At 72.4% G+C, this 22,170-nt stretch carries 20 protein-coding genes; 9 read left to right on the top strand and 11 right to left on the bottom strand.

Annotated elements, in window-relative coordinates; translation table 11 throughout:
* Nucleotides 1-241: 241 nt before the first annotated feature.
* The gene (locus ACFRAV_RS16230) at nt 242-1,132 is read left to right on the top strand and encodes a glycoside hydrolase family 19 protein (protein ID WP_382555849.1); all 891 of its coding nucleotides are present in this window, start codon (nt 242-244) and stop codon (nt 1,130-1,132) included.
* Nucleotides 1,133-1,210: 78 nt separating this feature from the next.
* On the opposite strand, the gene ACFRAV_RS16225 is transcribed toward ACFRAV_RS16230, so the two are convergent.
* The 5 genes from ACFRAV_RS16225 to ACFRAV_RS16205 all read right to left on the bottom strand — a co-directional run bounded on the left by ACFRAV_RS16225 (nt 1,211) and on the right by ACFRAV_RS16205 (nt 6,263).
* On the bottom strand, nt 1,211-1,747 hold the full coding sequence (locus ACFRAV_RS16225; protein ID WP_382555846.1) for a hypothetical protein: 537 nt from the start codon (nt 1,745-1,747) through the stop codon (nt 1,211-1,213).
* 161 nt (nt 1,748-1,908) lie between these two features.
* The gene (locus ACFRAV_RS16220; protein WP_382555844.1) at nt 1,909-2,847 is read right to left on the bottom strand and encodes a 3-carboxyethylcatechol 2,3-dioxygenase; all 939 of its coding nucleotides are present in this window, start codon (nt 2,845-2,847) and stop codon (nt 1,909-1,911) included.
* Nucleotides 2,844-4,553: a bifunctional 3-(3-hydroxy-phenyl)propionate/3-hydroxycinnamic acid hydroxylase gene (locus ACFRAV_RS16215; RefSeq protein ID WP_382555843.1), complete on the bottom strand. Its 1,710-nt coding sequence runs from the start codon at nt 4,551-4,553 to the stop codon at nt 2,844-2,846. Before ACFRAV_RS16215 ends, ACFRAV_RS16220 begins: the two co-directional genes overlap by 4 nt.
* A gap of 8 nt (nt 4,554-4,561) precedes the next feature.
* A complete protein-coding gene (locus tag ACFRAV_RS16210) occupies nt 4,562-5,425 on the bottom strand; it encodes an alpha/beta fold hydrolase (RefSeq protein ID WP_382555840.1) in 864 nt (287 codons plus the stop codon).
* 154 nt (nt 5,426-5,579) lie between these two features.
* Nucleotides 5,580-6,263, bottom strand: coding sequence for an IclR family transcriptional regulator (locus ACFRAV_RS16205; protein ID WP_382555837.1), 684 nt, complete (start codon nt 6,261-6,263; stop codon nt 5,580-5,582).
* A 105-nt stretch (nt 6,264-6,368) separates the two neighbouring features.
* On the opposite strand from ACFRAV_RS16205, the gene ACFRAV_RS16200 reads away from it, so the two are divergent.
* The 4 genes from ACFRAV_RS16200 (at nt 6,369) to ACFRAV_RS16185 (ending at nt 10,636) form a co-directional block, all read left to right on the top strand.
* Nucleotides 6,369-7,790, top strand: coding sequence for an MFS transporter (locus ACFRAV_RS16200; RefSeq protein ID WP_382555835.1), 1,422 nt, complete (start codon nt 6,369-6,371; stop codon nt 7,788-7,790).
* Between the two features lie 190 nt (nt 7,791-7,980).
* Complete coding sequence (locus tag ACFRAV_RS16195) at nt 7,981-8,820, top strand: CPBP family intramembrane glutamic endopeptidase (protein ID WP_382555832.1); 840 nt, start codon at nt 7,981-7,983, stop codon at nt 8,818-8,820.
* Nucleotides 8,817-9,980 carry a sensor histidine kinase gene (locus tag ACFRAV_RS16190; RefSeq protein ID WP_382555830.1) on the top strand — a complete coding sequence of 388 codons (1,164 nt, stop codon included), beginning with the start codon at nt 8,817-8,819 and terminating at the stop codon, nt 9,978-9,980. The genes ACFRAV_RS16195 and ACFRAV_RS16190 overlap by 4 nt, the downstream gene beginning before the upstream one ends.
* A complete protein-coding gene (locus ACFRAV_RS16185; RefSeq protein WP_382555828.1) occupies nt 9,977-10,636 on the top strand; it encodes a response regulator in 660 nt (219 codons plus the stop codon). The genes ACFRAV_RS16190 and ACFRAV_RS16185 overlap by 4 nt, the downstream gene beginning before the upstream one ends.
* Nucleotides 10,637-10,680: 44 nt before the next feature.
* On the opposite strand, the gene ACFRAV_RS16180 is transcribed toward ACFRAV_RS16185, so the two are convergent.
* Nucleotides 10,681-11,667 (bottom strand): zinc-dependent alcohol dehydrogenase family protein, encoded by a 987-nt coding sequence (locus tag ACFRAV_RS16180; protein WP_382555826.1) that lies wholly within the window; start codon nt 11,665-11,667, stop codon nt 10,681-10,683.
* Between the two features lie 86 nt (nt 11,668-11,753).
* Here ACFRAV_RS16180 and ACFRAV_RS16175 point away from each other — a divergent pair, with 86 nt between their 5' ends.
* On the top strand, nt 11,754-12,134 hold the full coding sequence (locus tag ACFRAV_RS16175; RefSeq protein WP_382555823.1) for a winged helix-turn-helix transcriptional regulator: 381 nt from the start codon (nt 11,754-11,756) through the stop codon (nt 12,132-12,134).
* Nucleotides 12,135-12,289: 155 nt separating this feature from the next.
* Here the strand turns inward: ACFRAV_RS16175 and pntB are convergent, their stop codons facing one another.
* The 3 genes from pntB to ACFRAV_RS16160 all read right to left on the bottom strand — a co-directional run bounded on the left by pntB (nt 12,290) and on the right by ACFRAV_RS16160 (nt 16,500).
* Nucleotides 12,290-13,771 carry a Re/Si-specific NAD(P)(+) transhydrogenase subunit beta gene (gene pntB, locus ACFRAV_RS16170; RefSeq protein WP_382555820.1) on the bottom strand — a complete coding sequence of 494 codons (1,482 nt, stop codon included), beginning with the start codon at nt 13,769-13,771 and terminating at the stop codon, nt 12,290-12,292.
* A 6-nt stretch (nt 13,772-13,777) separates the two neighbouring features.
* Entirely contained in the window at nt 13,778-15,334 is a 1,557-nt protein-coding gene (locus tag ACFRAV_RS16165) for a Re/Si-specific NAD(P)(+) transhydrogenase subunit alpha (RefSeq protein WP_382555818.1), read from the bottom strand.
* A gap of 326 nt (nt 15,335-15,660) precedes the next feature.
* Nucleotides 15,661-16,500, bottom strand: a complete 840-nt coding sequence (locus ACFRAV_RS16160) for an endonuclease/exonuclease/phosphatase family protein (protein ID WP_382555816.1) — start codon at nt 16,498-16,500, stop codon at nt 15,661-15,663.
* A gap of 180 nt (nt 16,501-16,680) precedes the next feature.
* Between ACFRAV_RS16160 and ACFRAV_RS16155 the strand changes: the two genes are divergently transcribed.
* Nucleotides 16,681-17,742: an ABC transporter permease gene (locus ACFRAV_RS16155; RefSeq protein ID WP_382555813.1), complete on the top strand. Its 1,062-nt coding sequence runs from the start codon at nt 16,681-16,683 to the stop codon at nt 17,740-17,742.
* 76 nt (nt 17,743-17,818) lie between these two features.
* Here ACFRAV_RS16155 and ACFRAV_RS16150 read toward each other — a convergent pair whose 3' ends face one another.
* Nucleotides 17,819-18,889, bottom strand: a complete 1,071-nt coding sequence (locus tag ACFRAV_RS16150; protein WP_382555811.1) for a Glu/Leu/Phe/Val dehydrogenase — start codon at nt 18,887-18,889, stop codon at nt 17,819-17,821.
* A 111-nt stretch (nt 18,890-19,000) separates the two neighbouring features.
* Between ACFRAV_RS16150 and ACFRAV_RS16145 the strand changes: the two genes are divergently transcribed.
* Together ACFRAV_RS16145 and ACFRAV_RS16140 are read left to right on the top strand one after the other, a co-directional pair.
* Nucleotides 19,001-19,531 (top strand): Lrp/AsnC family transcriptional regulator, encoded by a 531-nt coding sequence (locus ACFRAV_RS16145; protein ID WP_382555810.1) that lies wholly within the window; start codon nt 19,001-19,003, stop codon nt 19,529-19,531.
* A 20-nt stretch (nt 19,532-19,551) separates the two neighbouring features.
* Nucleotides 19,552-20,094: an NUDIX hydrolase gene (locus tag ACFRAV_RS16140; protein ID WP_382555809.1), complete on the top strand. Its 543-nt coding sequence runs from the start codon at nt 19,552-19,554 to the stop codon at nt 20,092-20,094.
* 22 nt (nt 20,095-20,116) lie between these two features.
* On the opposite strand, the gene ACFRAV_RS16135 is transcribed toward ACFRAV_RS16140, so the two are convergent.
* Nucleotides 20,117-21,976 (bottom strand): TerD family protein, encoded by a 1,860-nt coding sequence (locus ACFRAV_RS16135; RefSeq protein WP_382555807.1) that lies wholly within the window; start codon nt 21,974-21,976, stop codon nt 20,117-20,119.
* Nucleotides 21,977-22,170: the final 194 nt, after the last annotated feature.

The raw sequence follows: 22,170 nt of genomic DNA, 5'->3' as shown, positions 1-22,170 counted from the left end.
CAGGGCTCGTCGCCCCGCCGACCGGCACGACGGAGCAGTCGGCGCCAACCCTAGGAGCAGCAGGGCGAGTTGGCTCAATGACGCACCTTGACTGGTACAGACCAATGCGATTGAGTGTGGGCTCCACACCCCCCACCACGGCCGTCCCCCACACCACGGCCGGCCCGGTCGCGTGCGTCGGTACGCGGTCCGCCCCGGTCGTCACGGCGGGTTCGGCCTCCGTTCGCAGGGAGTTGACCTCGTGTCGAAACGCCGCCTGTCCGCCGCCGTCGCCGTTCTCGCCCTGTCCGCCGCCACGCCCGTGCTCCTGCCGGCGACCGAGGCCTCCGCGGCCGCCTGCTCCAGCTACCCCAGCTGGGTCGCCGGGAAGTCCTACGCCACCGGCGCCATCGTGCGCTACACGGACGGCAAGGCCTACATCGCCGAGCACGACAACCCCGGTTACGACCCGACCATCAGCACCTGGTACTGGGACCCCTACGCCTGTGACAGCGGCTCCGGCACGCCGGTCGGCTCGTTCGTCGTCAGCCAGACGCAGTTCAACCAGATGTTCCCGAACCGGAGTTCCTTCTACTCCTACAGCGGCCTGACCGCCGCGCTCAGCGCCTTCCCCGGTTTCGCCACCACCGGGGACGACGCCACCAAGAAGCGCGAGGCCGCCGCGTTCCTGGCCAACGTGAGCCACGAGACCGGCGGGCTGGTCCACGTCGTCGAGCAGAACACCGCCAACTACCCGCACTACTGCGACACCAGCCAGTGGTACGGCTGTCCCGCGGGCCAGGCCGCCTACTACGGCCGCGGCCCCATCCAGCTCAGCTGGAACTTCAACTACAAGGCGGCGGGCGACGCGCTGGGCATCAACCTGCTGAACGACCCGTGGCTCGTGGAGCGGGACGCGGCCGTCGCGTGGAAGACCGGCCTCTGGTACTGGAACACCCAGAGCGGCCCCGGCAGCATGACGCCGCACAACGCCATGGTGAACGGCGCCGGCTTCGGCCAGACCATCCGCTCCATCAACGGCTCGCTGGAGTGCGACGGCAGGAACCCGGCCCAGGTGCAGAGCCGGGTCAGCACCTACCAGCGCTTCGCGCAGATCCTCGGCGTCGACCCGGGCGGCAACCTGTACTGCTGAGCCCCGCTCCGGCCGCCGCCCCCACCCCGCCCGGGTGGGGGCGGCGCCGTTCGCGGCCGGCGGAGTCGCCGGGCCCGGCTAGTGGATCAGGGCGTTCGCCGCGATGATCAACAGGCCGAGCAGCATGTCCATGCCCCCCGCGCGCAGGGAGGGCGGCCAGCGGCGGCCGGCGACGCGGGCGGCCCGCACCCCCACGCCGAACAGCGCGACGGTGTTCAGCAGCAGGGCCACGTCCACGGCCGTCTCCTCGGCCCACCATCCGGCCAGCGCGGCCAGGAGCAGGGCCACCGTGGGCAGCACCGCCACGACCAGCGGCCACTCGGCGGCCACCGCCCGCCGCCTGGTCGGGCCCGCTCCCCCGCGGACGTAGGCGCGGTGGGCGATGACGTGCGCGTACCCGTGGGCGGCGGCCGACGCCACCGCCGTGAGCACCACCCAGAACGCGTCCGAGCCGGGATCGGCCGTCTCGCCCGTCGAGTCCAGCGCGGAGATCATGGCGCTGGCCAGCACCAGTCCGTACGTCCCGCTGAACAGCCACTGCTCCGGCATGCCGCGCCGGGGCACGGCTCCGGGCGCGCCGCCCTCACGGCCGGCGTCGTCCGCGTGGTCGGGCATCGCATCGCCTCGGTGGGGGGCAGGGGCTGGGCCCGCACATGCTCGCCCAGGAGGTGGTCGGCGGCCCCGACGCCACGCGGGCGAGCGCGGACGGTCCGCCCGAAGGGGCGCACCGCCTCCCCGTCGCCGCCCCGTCCCCCTCCCTCAGACGGATCTCCCCGTCAGACGGTTCTCGCCGTCATCACCCCGAATCCGGCGATGTACTCCCGGATCGGCCGGTAGTACTGCGTGTCGACCGCGTACCGTCCCGCCGCGCCGAGCGCGGCGAAGGCGGCCACCCAGGTGCGGACCTCGTGGGCGGAGTTGCCCGCGTCCGCCGCCATCTTCTCGGGATCCATGGTGTCGATCGCCGTCAGGTCCCCGGAGGCCAGGGTCTTCATCAGCGCCCGGTCCCACTCCGGGTTGAGGTCGCGGATCGTGGCGGTGCCGGCCGCGAACGCCCGGCCGGCCTCGATGACGCGCTGCTGGCGGGCGTCGCGCGCCGCGGCGGTGGGGTGGCGTCCGTCGAGCAGCAGCTTGCGCGCCGGTTCGTCGGCGGTGGCCCACTGCGGCACCGGCGGGTCGTGGGAGAGTCCGCCGGAGCCGATCACCAGGACGCGCTCGTCGAGGGTGGCCAGGAACGAGCCGACGGCCTCGCCCAGCAGGCGGACCCGGCGCATGGAGGTGAACGGCTTCGCCACCCCGTTGACGAAGACCGGGACGGTCGGCACGGTGTCGATGCCGCCGAGAAGGATCTCCAGCGGCTGGACCGCCCCGTGGTCGATCTCCATCCGCCGGGAGATCGCCACGTCGAGGTCGCGGTCGATCACGTGCTGGGCAAGCCGTTCGGCGAGTTCGGCCGGAACGTCGAGCGGTCCTTCGGCGGTGCCGTAGTCGCCGACGCCGAGGGCTTCGAAACCGATGCAGAACGGCGGCATCAGGTCGTGGAAGAAGCCGTTGTAGTGATCGGGGGCGAAGGCGACCACCAGGGTCGGGTCGTAGTCCTGGACGAAGGATCGGGCCTGCGCGAAGGCCGCGTCGACCTCCGCCTTGACCTCGGCCGGCGGGTCGTTGAACTCGAGCAGGGGCGAGTGCGACATGGTGACGAGGGCGAGACTCATGCGGGGGCTCCGTTCGCGAGTGCTCCGGCGCGCCGGAGCGCGGCGAGCGCCGGGGAGGTCTGCTGGCTCAGGCAGGCGACGGCCACGAAGCGGTCGGGGCGCAGGACGACGGTGCCGCAGGCGCGGACGTCGAACCAGTCCTTGAGCGCGCCGGACGTGTCGCCGACCACGGTGACGGGCGCGGGCGAGCCGGCGAACCGCTTCTGCGCCCACTCCCGCTGGGTCTCGGGCACGAAGGAGACCAGCTTGATCCGGTGACGGCGGACGAACTCCAGGTCGGCGGGGGTGAGATGGGCAGTGGGGTCGCCGCCCCAGGACGCCAGGGTCCACCAGTCGCCGGTGACCTCGTCCAGCAGGACGTCCTCGACGTCGCAGGTGGTGACGCGGGGCTGGATGAACTGCAGTCCGACCGGCGAGGCCGAGCCGGGCGAGTCGACGAAGGGGAAGAGCTTCCCGCCCTCGAAGGTCGCCTGCGCGGTGCCGGGCCTCAGCGTCACCTGGTCGACGACGACACCGGCCGCGTAGCGGGGCATCGGCTTGAAGCGCAGTTCGCTGAAGTAGGCCTTCCACGTCGGCACCAGGTTGAGCGCCGTGGCCGCGCGGTCGCGCAGCCAGCCGCCGAGGGGCCGCATCTTCATCACGGTGCCGGCGGTCATGTTGACCTCGATCATGTCGGAGGCGTGCTTGCGGCGCTCCGTCGTGTACGTGTCGAGGAGGGCGTCACCGGCGTCGCCGTTCAGCACGGCGGTGAGTTTCCAGGCGAGGTTGGTGGCGTCCCGGATGCCGGAGTTCCACCCCTGGCCGAGCCAGACCGGCATGAGGTGGGCGGCGTCGCCCGCCAGGAAGACCCGCCCCTTGCGGAAGTCGGCGGCGACCCGTCCGTGGTGGGTGAAGGTGCGCTGGTTGATGATCTCCAGCGCTTCGGGGTCGGGCACGTGCCGCTTCAGCAGCCCGTTCATGAAGTTCCGGTCGTCGACCAGGTCCGTGGGCTCGTCGTCGTGGAGCATGAACTCCCAGCGGCGCACGCCCTGCGGCAGGCCGATGGACACGTACGGACGGCGGGGGTCGGCCCCGAGGTAGACCGACGGGGTGCCGATCGGATCGTCGGCGACGTCCACCACGACCCAGCGCGTCGAGGGCGATCTGCCCTCGAACTCCACGCCCATCCACTTGCGGGTGAAGGAACTGCCGCCCTCGCAGCCGACGGCGTACCGGCCGGTGACGGTGACGGTCTCCAGGACGGCGCCGTCGGCGTCGAGGCGCTCGGCGGTGACGGCGACGTGGTCACCGCGGTCCTCCAGGCCGGTCACCCGGTGCCCGAACCGCAAGGCCTGCCCGGGGAAGCGCCCGAGCCCGGCCGCCAGCTCCTTGTCGACGAGGGGCTGGATGAACCCGTGCTTGCGCGGATACCCGAACTCCTGCGTCCGGGGGTCGTTGGTGGCGAGCACCTGCCCGGTGCCGTTGACGAGCCGTACGACGTGGTGCGGAACGGTGTACGGCCGGACCCGCTCCCACAGCCCCGCGGTGGCGAGGGTGCGGATGGCTTCGTCGTCGAGTCCGACGCCGCGGGGGTAGTCGATCAGCTCGTGCCGCGCCTCCAGGACGACGGCGCGGTGACCGCGCACGCCGAGCAAGTTGGCGAGGGTGAGCCCTACGGGGCCGGCGCCGACGACCACGACGTCGGTGTCGAGGGTGGGGGTGGACATGCGCGGCCTCAGTTGTGGGAGAGAAAGTCCACGACGAGACGGTTGAACTCGTCGGCGTGTTCGATCATGGCCCAGTGCCCGCAGCGGTTGAGGAGCACGAGGCGGGAGTTCGGGATGTTGGCGGTCAGCCAGAGGCTGACCTCGTAGTGCAGGACCCGGTCGTCGCGGCCGTGCACGATCAGGGTCGGCACCTGGATGTCGGGGATCAGGTCGCGGTCGACCTTGACCGGGATCGGGGCGCCGTGCGGGAGGCCCTCGACGTAGTTGCGCAGGTGCTCGGGGCGGGCCAGCGCCGCGGCGGAGCGGGCCTGCGTGAGCTCGGGCGTCGCGAAGCGCTCCTTGTCGAAGGTCATGATCTCGACCAGCGCCTTCATGTTCTCCGGACTCGCGTCGCGGTAGGCGCGGGCGATGACCTTCAGCCCCTCGCTGGGACCGTCCGCCGGCTGGAACAGGTTCTTCGTCAGGCCGCGGCCGAGCGAGGCGCCCATGGTGACCAGGTGGCTGATGCGCTCGGGGTGCAGCGTGGCGAACCGGATCGCGGTGTGCGCGCCCATCGAGTTGCCGACCAGGGCCGCCTTCTCGATGCCGAGGGCGTCGAGGAAGGCGATCAGGTCGGCGTCGTGGTCCATGTCGGTGGCCGCGACGGCGTCCGAGTCGCCCCAGCCGGGCATGTCGGGGGCGAGTACCCGGAAGCCGCCCTGCGCGATGACGCCGATGTTCCCCGAGAAGTTCGACCAGCCGGTCGCGCCCGGGCCCGATCCGTGCAGGAGCACCACCGGCGGGGCCGAGGCGTCGCCGGCCTCGTAGTAGCGGAGGTGCGTGCCCGACGGGAGGGTGAGGTCGCGGGACGCGGATTCCTGAGTGAGAGCCATGACGCCTCCTGTGCTAAATGTGCACGCCCGTAAGCGTTATTTGCACGTCCAGATGCAGGTCATAGCACCACCATCGGACCGCGAAGTCAATCCCGCGGCCCGGCGGGGTCGGCGTCACGCCAGGTCAGGCGGGGTCAGGCGGGGTCAGGCGGGGTCAGGCGAGGCGCTCGGCCAGGTGCGCCGAGGCGGCGGTCAGCGACCCCGGCGCCTTCTCGGCGACCTCGGCGCGGTAGGTGATCAGGTTCAGGCAGGCCGCGGGCAGCCCCGGCACGGCGATGGGCACGGCCACGCCGTACGCGCCGGGCTCGACCTCGCCGAAGGTGGCGGCATAGCCGCGCTCCCGGGCCTGGACGACGTCGGCCGCGTCCCCCGGCGCGGGGGCGCCGGCGGCGAGCAGGGCGACGCCGGCCGAGCCCCGGCCGAGCGGGTGCCTGCTGCCGGTACGGAACGACAGCACGTAGCTCGCCCCGGGGGGCTCCATCACCAGCAGCGCCACCGCGTCGGCCCCCTCGGTCACCAGCAGGGAGATCGTGGCGCCGAGCTCGGCCGCGAGGTCGCGCATCACCGGCTCGGCGGCCGCCCGGAGCGTCGCGTGGATGCCGTCGGCCAGGGCGGCCAGCCCGACGCCCGCGCGGTAACGGCCGTCGCCACCGCGCACCACCAGCCGGAAGTCGGCGAGAGTGCTGAGCAGGCGCGAGGCGATCGAGCGGTGCACGTCGAGCTGCTCGGCCACGTCCTGGACCGTCAGCCCGTCACGGGCCGTGGTCACCAGCTCGAGCGCGCGAAGGCCTCGGGCGAGGGTCTGGGCGCCGGCGGCGGCGCGGGAGGTCTCAGCCATGCGCCGAGCCTACGGGGAGCGGGGCGAGGCCTTGACAGCACGGCACACGGCCACCAGTCTTCAGCAAATGCACGACGACGTGCGATATTTGCACCGGGAGAGCTGATGGACCTCAGAGACGCGATTCGGCAGAACCCGATGACCCGCTTCCAATGGGTGATCGTGGCGATCTGCATCCTGCTGACGATGATCGACGGGTACGAGATCCTGATCACCTCGTACACCCTCCCGGCTCTGACCGAGCACTGGTCGCTGAGCACGGGGCAGCAGGGCCTCGTCGCCTCCTTCGGGACGCTGGGCATGGGTGTCGGGGCGGCGCTCCTGAGCCCGATCGCCGACCGGATCGGGCGACGCCGGCACATCCTCGGCGCGCTCGGGCTGATCGTGCTGGGCATGGTCCTCAGCGGACTGGCGCCGTCCTTCGGGCTGTTCCTCGCCTTCCGCTTCTTCGCCGGGCTCTTCCTCGGCGCGATCGTGCCGAGCGTCAGCGTGCTCTGCGCGGAGTTCTCCAGCCGGCGCCGTCGCGGCGTCGTCATGGGCGTCTACGGCATCGGTCTGCCGCTCGGCGCGGCCGTGGGCGGCTTCCTCTCGGTGTGGCTGATCGACGCCTTCACCTGGCGGGGGCCGTACTTCTTCGCCGCGGTCGTCACCGCGCTGCTCCTGCTCCTCGCGTACCGGTCGCTTCCCGAGTCGGTCGGTCACCTGGTCGAGAGGCGTCCGGCCGGCGCGCTCCGGGAGTACAACCGCATCGCGGCGAAGCTCGGCGTCGCCCCCGTCGACGCGCTCCCCCCGGCGCAGGACGCCCGGAAGGTGACGTTCGCGGGCGGCATGTGGAAGGGCGTCATGCTGCCTCGCACCCTGCTGCTGTGGGTGTCCTACGCCCTGGTGATCGGCGCCTTCTACTTCGCCAACGGCCTCACCGCCAAGCTGGTCACCCAGACCACCGGGGACCCGGACTTCGGCATCCGCGCCCAGGCGCTGGTCGCCACGGGCGGCGTGGTCGGCGCCCTGCTCTTCGCCGCCGTCTCGCGCAGGCTCCACCCGCGCCTGGTGACGGCCCTCATCGGCGTCGTCGGGTGCGTGGTCTTCTTCGTCTTCGCCGCCTGGTTCGACGACCGGACGGCGGTCCTGGTGCTCGCGGTGCTGATCGGCCTGGCGGTCAACGGCGGCGTCGCCGCCTACTACGCGATCAGCCCGTCGATCTACCCGCTCGCGATCCGCACGGCCGCCGTCGGCCTGATGATGGGCGTCGGCCGGATCGTCGCCTTCTTCGCCCCCAACATCGCGACCTTCCTGGAGCAGCGCGGGTTCACTCCCGAGGAGCTCTACCGCCTCTACGGCGTCGTCATGGCCGTCTCCGCGGTCACCGTCACGGCGCTCCACCTGACCTACCGCGGCCGCCACCGCGAGGACGCCATGGACGCGGAGGACTCCGACGCGGCCACCGGGAGCTCCGGAGACACGGCCCGCTCGGCGGGCGGGTCCTCGGCGGCGGGCGCCGGCAGGAGGACCGCGGACGTCCGCTGAGGCGGCCCCGACCGGCCCGTACCGGCCTTCGGGGGCGCACGGCGTGCTTGTCCCCCGTGCGAGCTACGCGGAGGTGTCCACCGTCGGGTGACGACGGGGGAACCCCCCGGTTCGTACCGTCGAGGCAGTCGCGGCGCTCCGGCCGCGAACTGCTGAAGCGCACGCAGGCGCACGGGTGGAGGGGTTCTTCATGAGACTGATGTGGCAGCTGGTGGCCGTGGCGGTGATCGCCATGGCCGGCGGCGGGGCGGTCGCGGCCGTGCAGGAGGACAGTCCGTGGCTCACCCTCGTCCTCGGCGTCGCGACGTCCGTGCTCGCGGTACTCGTCTACCGGTGGGTGGTGGCGCGGACCGAGCACCGCGCCGTCACGGAGCTGGGCCGCAAGGGCGCCGCGGCCGGGCTCGGTCTGGGAACGCTGCTCGGGCTCGCGTTGTTCGGGGTGGTCGTCGCGAACATCGCGTTCCTGGGGCACTACGAGGTCACCGGCCTGGGATCGGTGACCGGAGCGGTGGGGCTGGTCGGCTTCATGGCGGCCGCCGCCGTGACGGAGGAACTCCTCTTCCGGGGCGTGCTGTTCCGGGTGACCGAGGAACGGTGGGGCACGTGGTGGGCGATGGCGCTGTCCGGTCTGCTGTTCGGCGCGTTCCATCTGGCCAATCCGGACGCGGACCTCTACGGCGCCTTCGCCGTCGCCGTCGAGGCCGGCGGCATGCTGACCGCCGCGTACGTCGCCACCCGCCGGCTGTGGGTGCCGATCGGCGTGCACTTCGGGTGGAACTTCGCGGCCGGCGGCGTCTTCAGCGCCGAGGTCTCCGGCAACGGCGCCTCGCACGGTCTGCTCGACTCCGTGACGACGGGCCCGGCGTGGGTCACCGGAGGGGCGTTCGGGCCGGAGGGGAGCCCGTACGCGCTGGTGTTCTGCGTACTCGCCGCGACGGTCTTCCTCCTGGTGGCCCGTCGGCGCGGCCGGCTGGTTCCCCGCCGCGGACGCGGGGAGCGGTCGGCGGCCCTCGCTACACTCCCCCGGTGACGATGCGTCGGAGGATCCCGGAGCTGTGGCGCCGGTCGGGCGTCGTGGTCCGGGATCTCCCGCTCGCGCTGTTCCTGTTCGCCACGTCGTTCGTGCCGGCCCTGCACAACCTGGGGTCACAACTCGGCGGCATGCCGCCCCGCGCCTTCGACGCGTGGACCCTGGTGGCGGCGGCCCTCCAGGGTCTGTCCCTCACCGTGCGCCGCCGGGCGACCGCCCTGTGCCTGGCCCTGGTGTCGCTCGGCTTCGCCCTCGACCAGCTCCGCGGTTACCACCTGGTCTCCGGTTCGGCGCTGCCGATCGCGCTGCTGAGCGCGGGCTCGCACCTGGAGCGGCACCGGCGCCCCACCGTGCTCGTCCTCACCGGGGCGTACGTGGCGCTCGCGGTCACGCTCCACCGGCTCGGCGGGGACGAGACGGCGGAGGGGTTCGTGATGTTCTACCTGGCGCTGGTCCTCGCCTGGGGCGCCGGGGGATGGCTGCGCTCGACGCGCGCCGCGGAGGCCGAGCGTCGCCGCCGCGTCGCCGAGGACACGCTCACCGCCGAACGCGCGCGCATCGCCCGGGAGTTGCACGACGTCGTGACCCATCACGTGACGGCGATGGTGGTGCAGTGCGAGGCGGCCCGGTATCTGACCGCCGCGCCGGAGCGCCTCGACGAGACGCTGGCGGCCGTCGCCGGCACCGGCCGGCGGGCCATCACCGACCTGCGGCACCTGCTCGACCTGCTCAATCCCGACCACGGCACCGGCGGCCCCGGCGACCGGACACCGTCCGGCGGCGAGCTCCGCACGCTGGTGGAGCGAACACGCGAGGCGGGACAGCCGGTGGAGTTCACCGAGCAGGGGACACCGGCCGCGTCGACCGGCAGCGCCGACCTCGTCGCCTACCGCGTGGTGCAGGAGGCCCTGACGAACGCGCTCAAGTACGCGCACGGCAGCCGCACCACCGTGCACGTGCACCACACGGCAAGGGAGATCACAGTGGAGGTCGCCACGGAGGGGACGGGTCCGACGACCGTGTCCCCGGGTGGGAGCGGACGGGGCCTGGAGGGTCTGCGGCAGAGGGTCGACGTCCTCGGCGGCGACTTCAGCGCGGGCACGCGCACGGGTGGCGGCTTCGCCGTGCGGGCACGGATACCTGCCGGAAGCCCGTCGTGACCGCGCCGATCCGGGTCCTGGTCTGCGACGACCAGGTACTCGTCCGCACCGGCCTGGTGACGATCGTCGACGCGCAACCCGACCTCGAGGTGGCCGGCGAGTGCGGGGACGGGCGGGCCGCCGTCGACCTTGCGGCCCGGCTCCGGCCGGACGTGGTGGTGATGGACGTCCGGATGCCGGTGCTCGACGGCATCGAGGCCACTCGCCTGCTCGCCGGTGAACGGGTGACGCACCCCGTCAAGGTCCTGGTGGTCACCACGTTCAACCTGGACGAGTACGTGTACGAGGCACTGCGCGCCGGGGCGAGCGGGTTCCTCCTCAAGGACGCACCGCCCGACCGGCTGCTGCACGGCATCCGCACCGTGGCCACGGGGGCGGCCCTGCTGGATCCCGAGGTGACGCGCACACTCGTGGGCCGGTACGCGGCCCGGATCCGCCCCACCGACGGCACTCCGCCGAAGACCCCGCTGACCCCCCGTGAGTTGGAGGTGCTGCGCCTGGTCGCGAACGGCCTGTCGAACAGCGAGATCGCCGAGGCCCTGGTGATCAGCCCCGAGACCGTCAAGACCTTCGTCTCGCGCATCCTCACCAAACTCCAGCTCCGCGACCGCGTCCAGGCCGTGGTCCACGCCTACCGCACCGGCCTGGTGACCTGAAGGCCTGGTGACCTGGAGGGGAGGACCCTCGCGCCTCGCTGCGGCTACGGGACAGTGACGACGATCTTCCTGCCGTCGTGGAGCCCTTGCTCGAGGTGGCGGTGTGCCTCGACGACCTCGTCGAGGGTGAACACCGGGCCGACGTCCGGCCGCAGTGCCCCGCGGTCCGCCCCGGCGCCCAGGAAGGCCGCCATGCGCTTCACCGCGACCGGGTCGAGGGTGTGCTCGAAGCTCCGGTAGCTGTGGATGGTGAGCGACGCGCCCGTCGGGAAGGGCGTGGGCCGCGGATCCAGGAAGCCGGCGGCGACCAGTGTTCCGCCCGGGCGCGCTGCCTCCACGAGTTCCTCCTGGCCAGGGCCCATGACGACATCGAGGACGATGTCCGCGCCGGCCCCGCCGGTGTGGTGGCGGACCGCGTCGGCGAGGTCCCCGTGGTCGGTGGCGACGACCTCGGCGGCGCCGGCGGCGAGCAGATCGTCCCTCTTCGCGCTGTGCCGGGTGACGGCGATGGGTACGGCGCCGATCCGCCGGGCGATCCGGACCGCCGCCCGGCCGACGCCGCCGGAGGCCGCGGTGACCAGCACGTGGTCACCGGGCCGCATCCCCGCCTTCTCGACGAGCGCGCCGTAGGCGGTGGAGAACGCGACCCAGACCGCCGCCGCCTCGGTGACGCCGAACCCGGCCGGACGGGCGAAGACCTGGGTCACGGGGAGGGTGGTGTATTCGGCGTAACTGCCTCTGACGGTCGCGTCCGGAACGGCCGCGAGGACGACCGCGTCGCCGACCTTCAGCCCGCCGGCCCCGGGGCCCAGCGCGTCGACGACGCCGGTTCCCTCGACGCCGAGGCGGGCGTGCGGGAGGGGAACCACCCCGGGGGAGGCGCCGGAACGCATCAGCTGGTCGAGCCGGTTGACGGCGAACGCCTCCATCCTGACCCGTACTTCGCCGGCTGCGGGCTCGACCACCGGTTCCTCGACGACCCGCAGGACCTCCGGCCCGCCGAACTCGTCGAACACGACCACTCGCGGCATGGTGACTCCTCACGTCAGGTGCTGGACACCTTGTCCGTGAAAGACGCTACGCAGGCCTGAGTTACCTCTTGGTACCTTCGATTCCCATGCAGAACCTCGCCGGACCGGCCTTCCTCGCCGACTGCCCCACGCGCCTGGCGGTCGAGATCATCTCCGACAAGTGGACCGTGCTCGTGATCTTCGGGCTCAGCCAACGCCCCCGCAGGCACGGTGAGCTCGTCGACCTCATCGGCGGGATCTCCCGCAAGGTCCTCACCCAGACGTTGCGCCGGCTCCAGCGGTACGGGCTGGTGGAACGCCGTGCCGAGGCGCCGCGGCGGGTCGAGTACCACCTCACCGGCCTCGGCCGCACCCTCGTCGAACCCATCGAGGTCCTGACGACCTGGGCGAGGGACCACGGCGAGGCCGTCGCCGACTTCCAGGACGCGGCAGCCACCTCTCCCGCCCCGGCGCGCCCGGCGCACTGACCGCCCCGCCACGCCCGGAGCCCCGGCCGTACCCGCCGACCGGGGCTCCTGCCACTGCGGACGTCACGGACGCCGTGGACGTCGCGGACGCCGTGGGCGTCCTGGACACCGTCACCGTGCCGCCCGGCGGCGGCCCGCCCGCGTCCGGTGTGCCGTCAGCCGACCACCGCCAGGCCCCCGTCCGTACCCGCCGCCCGGCCGCCGGCGGCCCGGTCCGGGCCGTCGGAGCCGAGCGCGCTGAGGATGTCCTCGACGCTCTGCTTGGCGTCGCCGAACAACATGCCGCTGTTCTCGCGGAAGAACAGCGGGTTCTGCACGCCCGCGTAGCCGGAGGCCATGGACCGCTTGAAGACGACGACCTGCTCCGCCTCCCAGACCCGCAGCACCGGCATGCCGGCGATGGGGCTGGCCGGGTCCTCCTCCGCCGCCGGGTTGACGGTGTCGTTGGCGCCGATGACCAGCACCACCGAGGTGGCGGCGAAGTCGTCGTTGATCTCGTCCATCTCGAGGACGATGTCGTAGGGCACCTTGGCCTCGGCCAGCAGCACGTTCATGTGCCCGGGCAGGCGGCCGGCGACGGGGTGGACACCGAAGCGGACCTCGACGCCGCGCTCCCGCAGACGCCGGGTCAGTTCGGCGACCGGGTGCTGCGCCTGGGCGACGGCCATGCCGTAGCCGGGGGTGATGACCACCGAGCGGGCCTGGGCCAGCGTCTCGGCCACCTCGGCGGCGCGCACCTCGCGGTGCTCGCCGTGTTCCTCGGAACCGCCGGTCGGCGCCTCGATCCCGAAACCGCCGGCGATCACGGAGAGGAAGGAGCGGTTCATGGCCTTGCACATGATGAAGGACAGGTACGCGCCGGAGGAGCCGACCAGCGCGCCGGTGACGATGAGCAGGTTGTTGTCGAGCAGGAAGCCGGCCGCCGCGGCGGCCCAGCCCGAGTAGCTGTTCAGCATGGAGACGACGACGGGCATGTCGCCGCCGCCGATCGAGGCGACGAGGTGCCAGCCGAGCGCCAGCGCCAGCACGGTGACGACGATCATCAGCGGCAGGCTCGGCGCGACGACGAACCAGACCGTCAGCAGCACGAAGGCGCCGAGCGCGCCGAGGTTCAGCGCGTTCTTGCCCGGGAGCGTCAGCGGGCGGGACTTGATCCGCGCGGAGAGCTTCAGGTACGCGACGATCGAGCCGGTGAAGGTGACCGCGCCGATGAAGATGCCGATGAACACCTCGGCGTGATGGATGCCCAGCAGACCGGCGTCCGACAGGGCCTGGCGCGCCTCGTCGTTCGACTCCGCCTCCAGGTAGCTGTTCCAGCCCACGAACACGGCGGCCAGGCCGACGAAGCTGTGCAGCACCGCGATCAGTTCGGGCATCTGCGTCATCTCGACGCGGCGTGCCTGCCACAGGCCGAGCACCGCGCCGAGCGCCATCGCCAGCACGATCAGCCCGACCGTGCCCGCCGTTCCGGCTCTGGCCGCCACCACGACCGTGGCGGCGAGCGCGAGCGCCATGCCCGCGATGCCGTAGACGACGCCGGCACGGGAGGTGCGGTGCTGGGACAGGCCGGCCAGGCTGAGGATGAACAACAGGGCGGCGACCAGGTCGGCCGCGTGGGAGGCCGTCAGGGAAGTCATCTCGGCTCAGCCTTTCGAGAACATGGACAGCATGCGGCGGGTGACGGCGAAACCACCGAAGACGTTGATGCTCGTCAGCAGGATGGCCGTGAAGGACAGGACGGTGACGATCCGGCTCTCGTGCCCGATCTGAAGCAGGGCGCCGACCACGATGATTCCGGAGATGGCGTTGGTGACCGACATCAGTGGTGTGTGCAACGCGTGGTGCACCTTGCCGATGACGTAGTAGCCGATCACCACCGCGAGCGTGAACACCGTGAAGTTCTGGGCGAGTTGGGTGGGGGCGAAGGCCACGAGCAGGAACATCGCCAGCAGCCCCAGGCCGATCAGGCCGAAGCGGACGGCGGGCGTCGTCCGCGGCTTCTTCGGCTCGGCCTCGACGGGGGCGCTCCGGGGCTGTGCGGCCGGCGCGGCGGACACCGCGACGGGCGGGGGCGGCCACGTCACGTCGCCGTCGCGGACCACGGTGACGGCCCGCTGCACCACGTCGTCGAAGTCGATCGCCAGCCGGCCGTCCTTGCCGGGCGTGAGCAGCTTGACCAGGTTGAGCAGGTTGGTGCCGAACAGCTGCGAGGCCTGCGCCGGGAGCCGGGAAGCGAGGTCGGTGTAGCCGATGAGGGTGACGCCGTTGTCGGTGACCACCGTGCGTCCGGGCACGGTGCCCTCGACGTTGCCGCCCTGGGCGGCCGCCATGTCGACGACGACGCTGCCCGGCTGCATGACGGCGACGTCCTCGGCCGTCAGCAGGCGCGGCGCGGGCCGTCCCGGGATCAGCGCGGTGGTGATCACGATGTCCACGTCGGCGGCCTGCTGGTGGTAGAGCTCGGCGGCGGCGCGGTCGTAGTCGGCCGAGGTGGCCTTGGCGTAGCCGTCGGTGCTCGCCTCCTGCTCCACGTGCACCGGCAGGTACTCTCCGCCCAGGGATTTCACCTGGTCGGCGACCTCCGGGCGCGGGTCGGTGGCCCGCACGATCGCCCCCAGGCTGGAGGCCGCGCCGATGGCCGCGAGGCCGGCCACGCCCGCACCGGCGACCAGCACCTTCGCCGGCGGCACCTTGCCCGCCGCGGTGACCTGGCCGGTGAAGAAGCGCCCGAAGACGTGCGCGGCCTCCACGACCGCGCGGTAGCCCGCGATGTTCGCCATCGAGGAGAGCACGTCCATCGACTGGGCGCGGGAGATCCGCGGCACGGCGTCGAGGGCGAGGGCCGTCACCCCGGCGTCGGACAGCGCCCGCAGCAGCTCGGGCTTCTGCGCCGGGGCGAGCAGGCCCGCCACGGTCGCGCCCGGGCCGAGCCGGGCGATCTCCGCCTCCGAGGGGGCGTTGACCTTCAGCACGACGTCGGCGCCCCATGCCTCACCGGTCCGGGCGCCCGCCTCGGCGTACGCCTGGTCGGTGAAGCCGGACGGCTCACCCGCTCCGGGTTCGACCACGACCTCGTAGCCGAGTTTCAGCAGTTGCCGCACCGTCGCGGGGGTCGCCGCGACGCGGGTCTCGCCGGGGACGGACTCGGCCACCACGCCGATGCGCTGCGGAGGGTTGTGTGTGGGTTCTTGGGCAGACATGACCGGTATCTCTCGTCAGAGGATCGTCGGAGGATGGTGCGAGGAGGTATCTGCGTTCGAGGTATCTGCGTTCGAGGGAAGTCGTACAACGTCCTTCCCATTGATCGCTGGAAACTACCGGCCCAGCGGGTGCGCGCCAACGCGAACGAACGGTGATGTGCTTCACCCGGCGGTGGAAGGCGGCATCGGGTGGACGGAGCCCCGGCGACGCCGGCGCGGGGCCCGGCCGTCGCGACCCGGCGGGTGGGAGGGCGAGTCGCGGAGGGCCGTGGCTGTTCCCGGACGACGCCCGCGGCCGCCGGCCGCGGTTGCCGCGTCCGGTCCGCTCAGCGGTTGAGGTCCAGGTCCGCGTACAGCACGTCGTGGTCCGAGTGGGAGGTGGGCTGCACCCGCTGCCCGAGCGCGGTGACGCCCCGCAGGAAGACGTAGTCGAACCGTGCGCGCCAGTCCGTCGTCGTCGGGCAGCCGTCGAGCGACGACGGCCGGCACCGGGAGTCCGCGTCGGCGGCCAGCGACCACACGGGTGCCAGTTCCGGCGCGGCGGGAACGGCGTTGAAGTCCCCGAGCACGACGGCGCGGTCGTACCGGGCGATCGCGGCGGCGAGGACGTCGGCCTGTCGGGCGCGGACGCTCTCCTGGCGCCGTTGGGCGAGGTGGGTGGTGAACACCCGGACGGACCGGCCGTCCACCGTCGTGGTGACCGCCAGGTATCCGCGGTCCTCCGACCCGCCGTCGGGGTACTCCACGACCGCACGGTCCGTCATCGGCGCCGCCGACAGGATGGCCTGGCCGTAGCCGCCCGGGGTCCACGGCGTTCCCCCGCACCGCCCCCGATGACGCAGGACCGGCCCGTACGCGGCGTGGTAGTCCAGCCCGTAGTAGCGCCGCAGGTAGTCGCGGATCCTCTCGACGTCGCTCACGCACGCCTCCTGCAACGCGACGACCTGCGGGGCGTACAGCGCGATCTCCCTCGCCCGGTCGACGTCCCGTGCGCCGCAGGGGTTGCAGAGGTTCCACGTCATGACCCGGTGGGGGACGACCTCACGGGCGGCGTCGGCGGGCAGGGGCCGCGCGAACAGGCCGCCTGCGGGCACGGACGGGCCGAGCAGCGTCGTGCCGGCGGCGATCAGGGCGCCCGCGAGCAGCCACCTGCGTCTTCCGGCCACGTCGGCCCCCTCCCCGTCGATCCGTCCGGCGATCCCCCATGCGCTCCCCTCCCGACCCTACGCGCGGCCCCGGACCCGGCGTGCCCCGGGAACGCGTCCCGCACGCCGGGCGGGTGGGACGCCCTACGGGGCGGCGACGCCTTCGATGCCACGGCACCTCTTTGTGGAAGTGTCCAAGCCATGGCGGACATGTTCCAAGGTGCCCAGGCCCAGCCCCCGCGCCGTCGGCAGCGGTGGCACGATTTCCGGCAGACGCCGCTGTGGCCCGCCACCGTGCTGGTGTTCATCCTGGCGGCCTCGGCCGGCCTCTTCGCCGGTTCGTACACCTACTCGATGGCCGATCCGACACCGCGCTCGATCCCCACCGCCGTCGTCGGCTCGTACGAACAGGCGCGCGGGCAGGCCTTCCTGAACGGCCTGGAGAAGGCGCTGAACGCGTCCGTGAAGCTGCACGCCTACGACAGCTTCGCCGACGCCCGCCAGGCCATGGACGACCAGAAGGTCTTCGCCATCTTCGACGTCCACGACGACGGCAGGACCGCGGTCCTGGACCTCTCGGGCGCCTCCGGCGCCTCGGTCGCCGAGGTGCTGGCCGACACGGCGCCGGCCGTGGGAGCGAGGACCGGCGTCAGGCTCACCGTCCGGGACCTCAATCCGCTCCAGGAGGGCGACCCGCGAGGGCTGGCGATCTTCTACATCACGTTGGCCGCCGTCGTCGTCGGCTTCCTCGGCGCGATCCAGCTCAGTGTGCACGCGCGGTCCCTGACCCCGCTCGAACGAACGCTGTACACCCTCGCCTACGCGCTGCTCGGCGGCTTCGCCATCGCGGCGACCGTGGACTGGCTGCTCGGAGCGCTCGACCTGCCGTTCGTGGAGTCGTGGTTCATCCTCACGCTCACCCTGTTCACCGGCGGCATGGTCTTCACCATGTTCAACACCTTGGTCGGACGCTGGGCGATCCTGCCGACGTGGGGGCTGATGGTCCTGCTGGGCAACCCTTCCTCCGGCGGCGCGGTGTCCTGGCCCCTGCTGCCCTCCCCGCTGGGCACGATCGGCAAGTGGCTGCCGCCCGGCGCCTCGGTCAACGCGCAGCACACGGCGGTGTACTTCCAGGGCCACCAGCACGTGTTCCCGTTCCTGGTGCTGGGTGGGTGGGCCCTGCTGTCGTGCACGGTCTTCTGGGTCTGGCGGCACCGGCACCCCGGGGGCCGCGAGCGGCGTCCGGCCGAGGCCGCGGAGTGACGACACCGCCTGTTCCGGCGCCGGCCTCTCCGTCACCGGCTGCGACCCTCTTGACGCTCCGATGACGACGACGGCTTCATGAGTCGGCGCGCCGCAGGCGGCGCAGGGCCAGTTCCTCGGCCACCCGCGCCGGGGGCAGGCCGCTGCGTCGCGCGGTCTCCAGCAGGTCGTCGACCGTGTCCTCTATGGCCATGACACGCGCCTGGGCCTGATCGGTATCGACCTGGTGGAGTTCGGTGCTGATGGCGTTGATGACTCCTCCCGCGCTCGCGACGTGGTCCGGCACCCAGACGATGCCGCGCTGGTGCAGCAGGTCCGCGACGTCAGGCGAGGCGAGCTGGTTGTTCGCCGGTCCGACCACCGCGCTGCAGCGCAGTTCGGCGACGGTCCGCCTGGTCAGGACGGACCCGAGTGCCGCGGGGACGACGACGTCGACGTCCGCTGCGAGGATCTCGTCGGGAGAGCACCAGAGGGCGTCGAGCTCGTCGGCGATGCCGCGCTTGGCCGGGTCGATGTCGGTGACCGTCAGGGCGGCGCCCTCCGTGGCGAGGAGACGAGCGAGGCCGGCGCCGACGCGGCCCAGCCCGCTCACGGCGATTCGGCGGCCCTCCAGACTCGCGGTGCCGTACAGCCGTCGGGCGACGGCCCGCAGCGCGGCCAGGCTTCCCCGCGCGGTGTGCGGGGACGAGTCGCCGCTGCCGCCCAGGTGTACCGGCCGGCAGAACACGTGAGGGGTGATCTCCCCGATCACCGCCATGTCGTCGGGGCCGGTGCCGACATCCGGCCCGGTGGCGTACCTCCCGCCCAGGGAGGCGATGACGTCCGCCACGTCCCGCAGCACCTCGCCGCGCCGGCCGGCGTCGAGTTCCTTCCCCTCCGGCAGGACCACGACTGCCTTGCCTCCGCCACTGGACAAACCGGCCACCGCGAACTTGGCGGTCATGGCGGCCGACAGGCGCAGGGCGTCGTCCAAGCCCTCCCGCCAGTCGGGGTAGTGCCAGAGCCGGAGTCCTCCGGCTGCCGGACCGAGCGCCGTGGAATGAACGGCCACGATCACCGGAAGCCTCGAACGCGCACCGGTACGGATCGCGATCTGCTCGTGCTGAAGCTGCTGGAACTGCTGGAGCTGATGGAACTGCTGAGACATGCGGCCGCCGTCCCTTCATCTGTTCGACCGGACGACCTCATGCTGCACAGACGGCGGAGACTTCGGGCGTACGGCCGAACGTATGCGTGAAATTGGGTACGGTGACCCGCCATGGACGAACTTGATTCGGCGATCGTGGGGCTGCTCCAAACAGATGCGCGGAGGTCCAACCGGGACCTGGCCCGGCAACTCGGCATAGCGCCGTCGACCTGTCTGGAGCGAATACGGGCGCTCCATCGACGAGGCGTCATCCGCGGCTACCACGCCGACATCGACCCCGCCGCCCTGAACCGCGGCGTGCAGGCGCTCGTGTCCGTCCAGGTGCGCCCGCTCAGCCGCACCGTCATCGACGCCTTCAAGAGCTTCGCCGGCGGCCTGCCGGAAGTCCTCCACGTGTTCGTGCTCTCGGGGGACGACGACTTCCTCCTCCACGTGGCGGTGCAGGACCTCGATCATCTGCACGCCTTCCTGACCGACCGGCTCAGCAAGCGCGGGGAGATCACCGGATTCCGTACGTCGGTCGTCTTCCAGCAGGTGAGCAACACCGCCCCCGAACGTCTTCCCCTGCCCGGCCGAGCCCGGTCGGACGGTGCCGACGGTCTCGCCCGGGGGCGGTCCCGACGGGCTGTCCCGGGCGGCTGATCCGTGGCATCGTGGCGGCGATGACCAGTGAACCTGCCGCCCCCGCACCGGCGTTGACGGATCCGGGGTCCTCGGTGACTCCTCCCCCGGCCCCGCACCGCCCGCCCGTGATGGGCGTCGGCGCGGTGCTGCTGCGGCCGGACGGTCGCCTCCTCGTCGGGCGCCGGGTGAAACGGGGCGAGCCTGCCTCCTGGTGCCTGCCCGGCGGCCACCTGGAACCGGGAGAGAACTGCGAGGAGGCCGCCGTCCGTGAGATCGCCGAGGAGAGCGGGATTCGGGAGGTGCGGGACGCCCAGGTCTTCGCGTTCGCGCTGGAGACCGCCTCGGACCGCACCCACCTCACCGCCGGCGTCGTCGTGCGTACGGTGTCGGACGCCCCGGTGGCCTCCCTCACCGAACCGGACGTCTTCGGACGATGGACCTGGACCGCGCCGGCCGAACTCCCGACCCCGCTGTTCCCCGCGACCGCCGCGCTCACCGCGGCGTGGCTCGGCCGCCCCGCCCCCGACGGCTGGACCCTGTACCCGGCCACCGCGGCGGCCGCCGTCCCGGGGCGGGGATGAGGACCTTCTCCGCCCCCGGCCGTCAATCGGCGACGTCGACGCCGTAGTTCCGGGCAAGGTCCGCGAGAGCGTGGTCGTAGCCCTGCCCTACTGCCCGCAGGCGCCAGCCGTCGCCCCGGCGGTAGATCTCGGCGAGGATCATGCTGCGCTCGGTGGTCGCGGCGTCGAGGGTGGCCCGGGCGGTCGGGGCCTCGCCGACTCCGCAGGTGGCGAGGATCTCCACCGCGCCGATGTCGGAGAACGTCGCCTCACCGTCGATCGCCGCCGCGATCACGACCCTGTTCGCCTCCAGGGGCAGACGCTCCAGGTGGACGTCGACGGCCTGCTCCGTCGGGCCGCCGACGGCGAGCCGGACCGTGCCGTCGGGGTGTTCGGGAGCACCGTAGAAGACGAAATCCTCGTCTCCCGCGACCTGTTCCTGCGCGTCCACGACGAAGGCGACGACATCCACCTCGCACGTGGCGAGCTGCCCCCAGGTGGCCGCCACCGTCCACTGCCCGGCGGTGTCGGGGAGATCGACGACCGCACCCCGGACCAGGACCTCTGCCGTGTCCCGCGGCTCGGATGCCTCCGCGTCCTCCGACAAGGGCTGGGACTGGGACTCCGCGGCAGGGGCCGGACCAGGTGCTCGGAGGAACCGGTTCGCGTCGTGGACGGGAAGACCGAGCAAGCCGATGCGGCTCATCCGGCGGTCCGATTCCCCACCGGGCAGCAGCACCACGTCGGTGACCGACGCCGAGAGGTTGACCGCCGCCGAAGCCCCGAGGCCGACGGCACGCGCACGTTCCGCCGCGGCTTCCTCGTGGGTGCCGCCCAGAACCAGCACGCGGCGTCCGGCGAGCGGCCGGTCCGCCCCGGCTGAAGCGGTCCGTGCGGGGGACGCGGCGGCGCGTTGAGCCGGCAGCTGGGGAGGGGCCGGCGTCGCCGCGGCGCGAGGCCGGTCGGGGGCGCCGGGTCGGGTCGCTCCCTTGGCCTGGCCGGGTCGCACGCCGTCGAGCAGTCGTAGATACGTCCGCTCGTCCACCAAGGGAACGCCTTCGGCCACGGCCCGCCGCAGTTTGGTGGTCCCCTCGGAAGGATCGTTGGTGACCAGGACGCTGGTCTGCCCACTGACCGTGGTCATCATGTTGAGGCCGGCCGCCACCGAGCGGGCGACCAGTTCCTCGCGGGCCATCCCGGTCTCCCCCGTGACGGCGACCTTCATCCCCTGCACCAGGGGCCCGCCCTCATGGAGCCGGCCGGGATTCCGGTAGGCACAGGGAGTCTTCGGCACGTAGGGCTTGAAGTCCTGGCGCGGCGGACAGGACAGGAGCGGAAGGCTCAGGCCCAGCCGCTCGGCGGCGTCGAGCGAACCGCGCAGGATTCCCGCGAGGACTCGGACGTCGTCCTGCGCGTCGTGGGCTCGCTCCTGACGCACGCCGTAGTGCGCGGCGAGCGTCCCCAGCTTGAGGTCCGGCGTCGCGGGCGCCACCAGCCGGTTGAGAGCCAGCGTGCACAGACGGTTGCTCACAGGAACCCACGACCGCACGCGGGCGAACTCGTGGGCCAGGAAGTCGTAGTCGAACTGCGCGTTGTGGGCGACCAGGACACGACTGCTCAGCAGCGCACCGACCTGCGGCGCGATCTCCTCGAAGGTGGGTGCGCCTGCCAGGCGCGCGCGGGTGAGCCCGTGAACGTGCACCGGCCCCGGGTCGCAGCCGGGGTCGAGGAGGGTGGAGAACTCGCCGGTCCGGCGGCCCTGCCCGTCCAGTGTGACGACCGCGAGGGACAGAACCCGGTCCCGGCCGGGCCGCAGCCCGGAGGTCTCCACATCCACCAGCGCCCAGTCACGGACGTACTCAGGCAGCGTGGGCCACTTCGGGCTCGCTGACAGCAGGGCCATCTCGGGCTCCCCTCCCGGTGTGCAAGTGGCACGCAGCCGTCTCGCGCTCATGTCGACCAGGGCGATTTTTCCATGGCCGGCTCACACGTACCGCGGATCTCCGCCAAGGCGTGCACCGAAATGCGTGCGACGCCCGGTGTGGCGTAGTAGTCCTGAAGCCTCAACGCCGGTCCCGAATCATCTCGGAGTCGCCG

The sequence above is a fragment of the Streptomyces sp. NPDC056600 genome (assembly GCF_042792855.1).
In the GTDB taxonomy this organism is placed as follows: Bacteria; Actinomycetota; Actinomycetes; order Streptomycetales; family Streptomycetaceae; genus Streptomyces.
The sequence above is the reverse complement of the archived record's forward strand: the minus strand, read 5'-3'. Positions and strand labels throughout refer to the sequence as shown.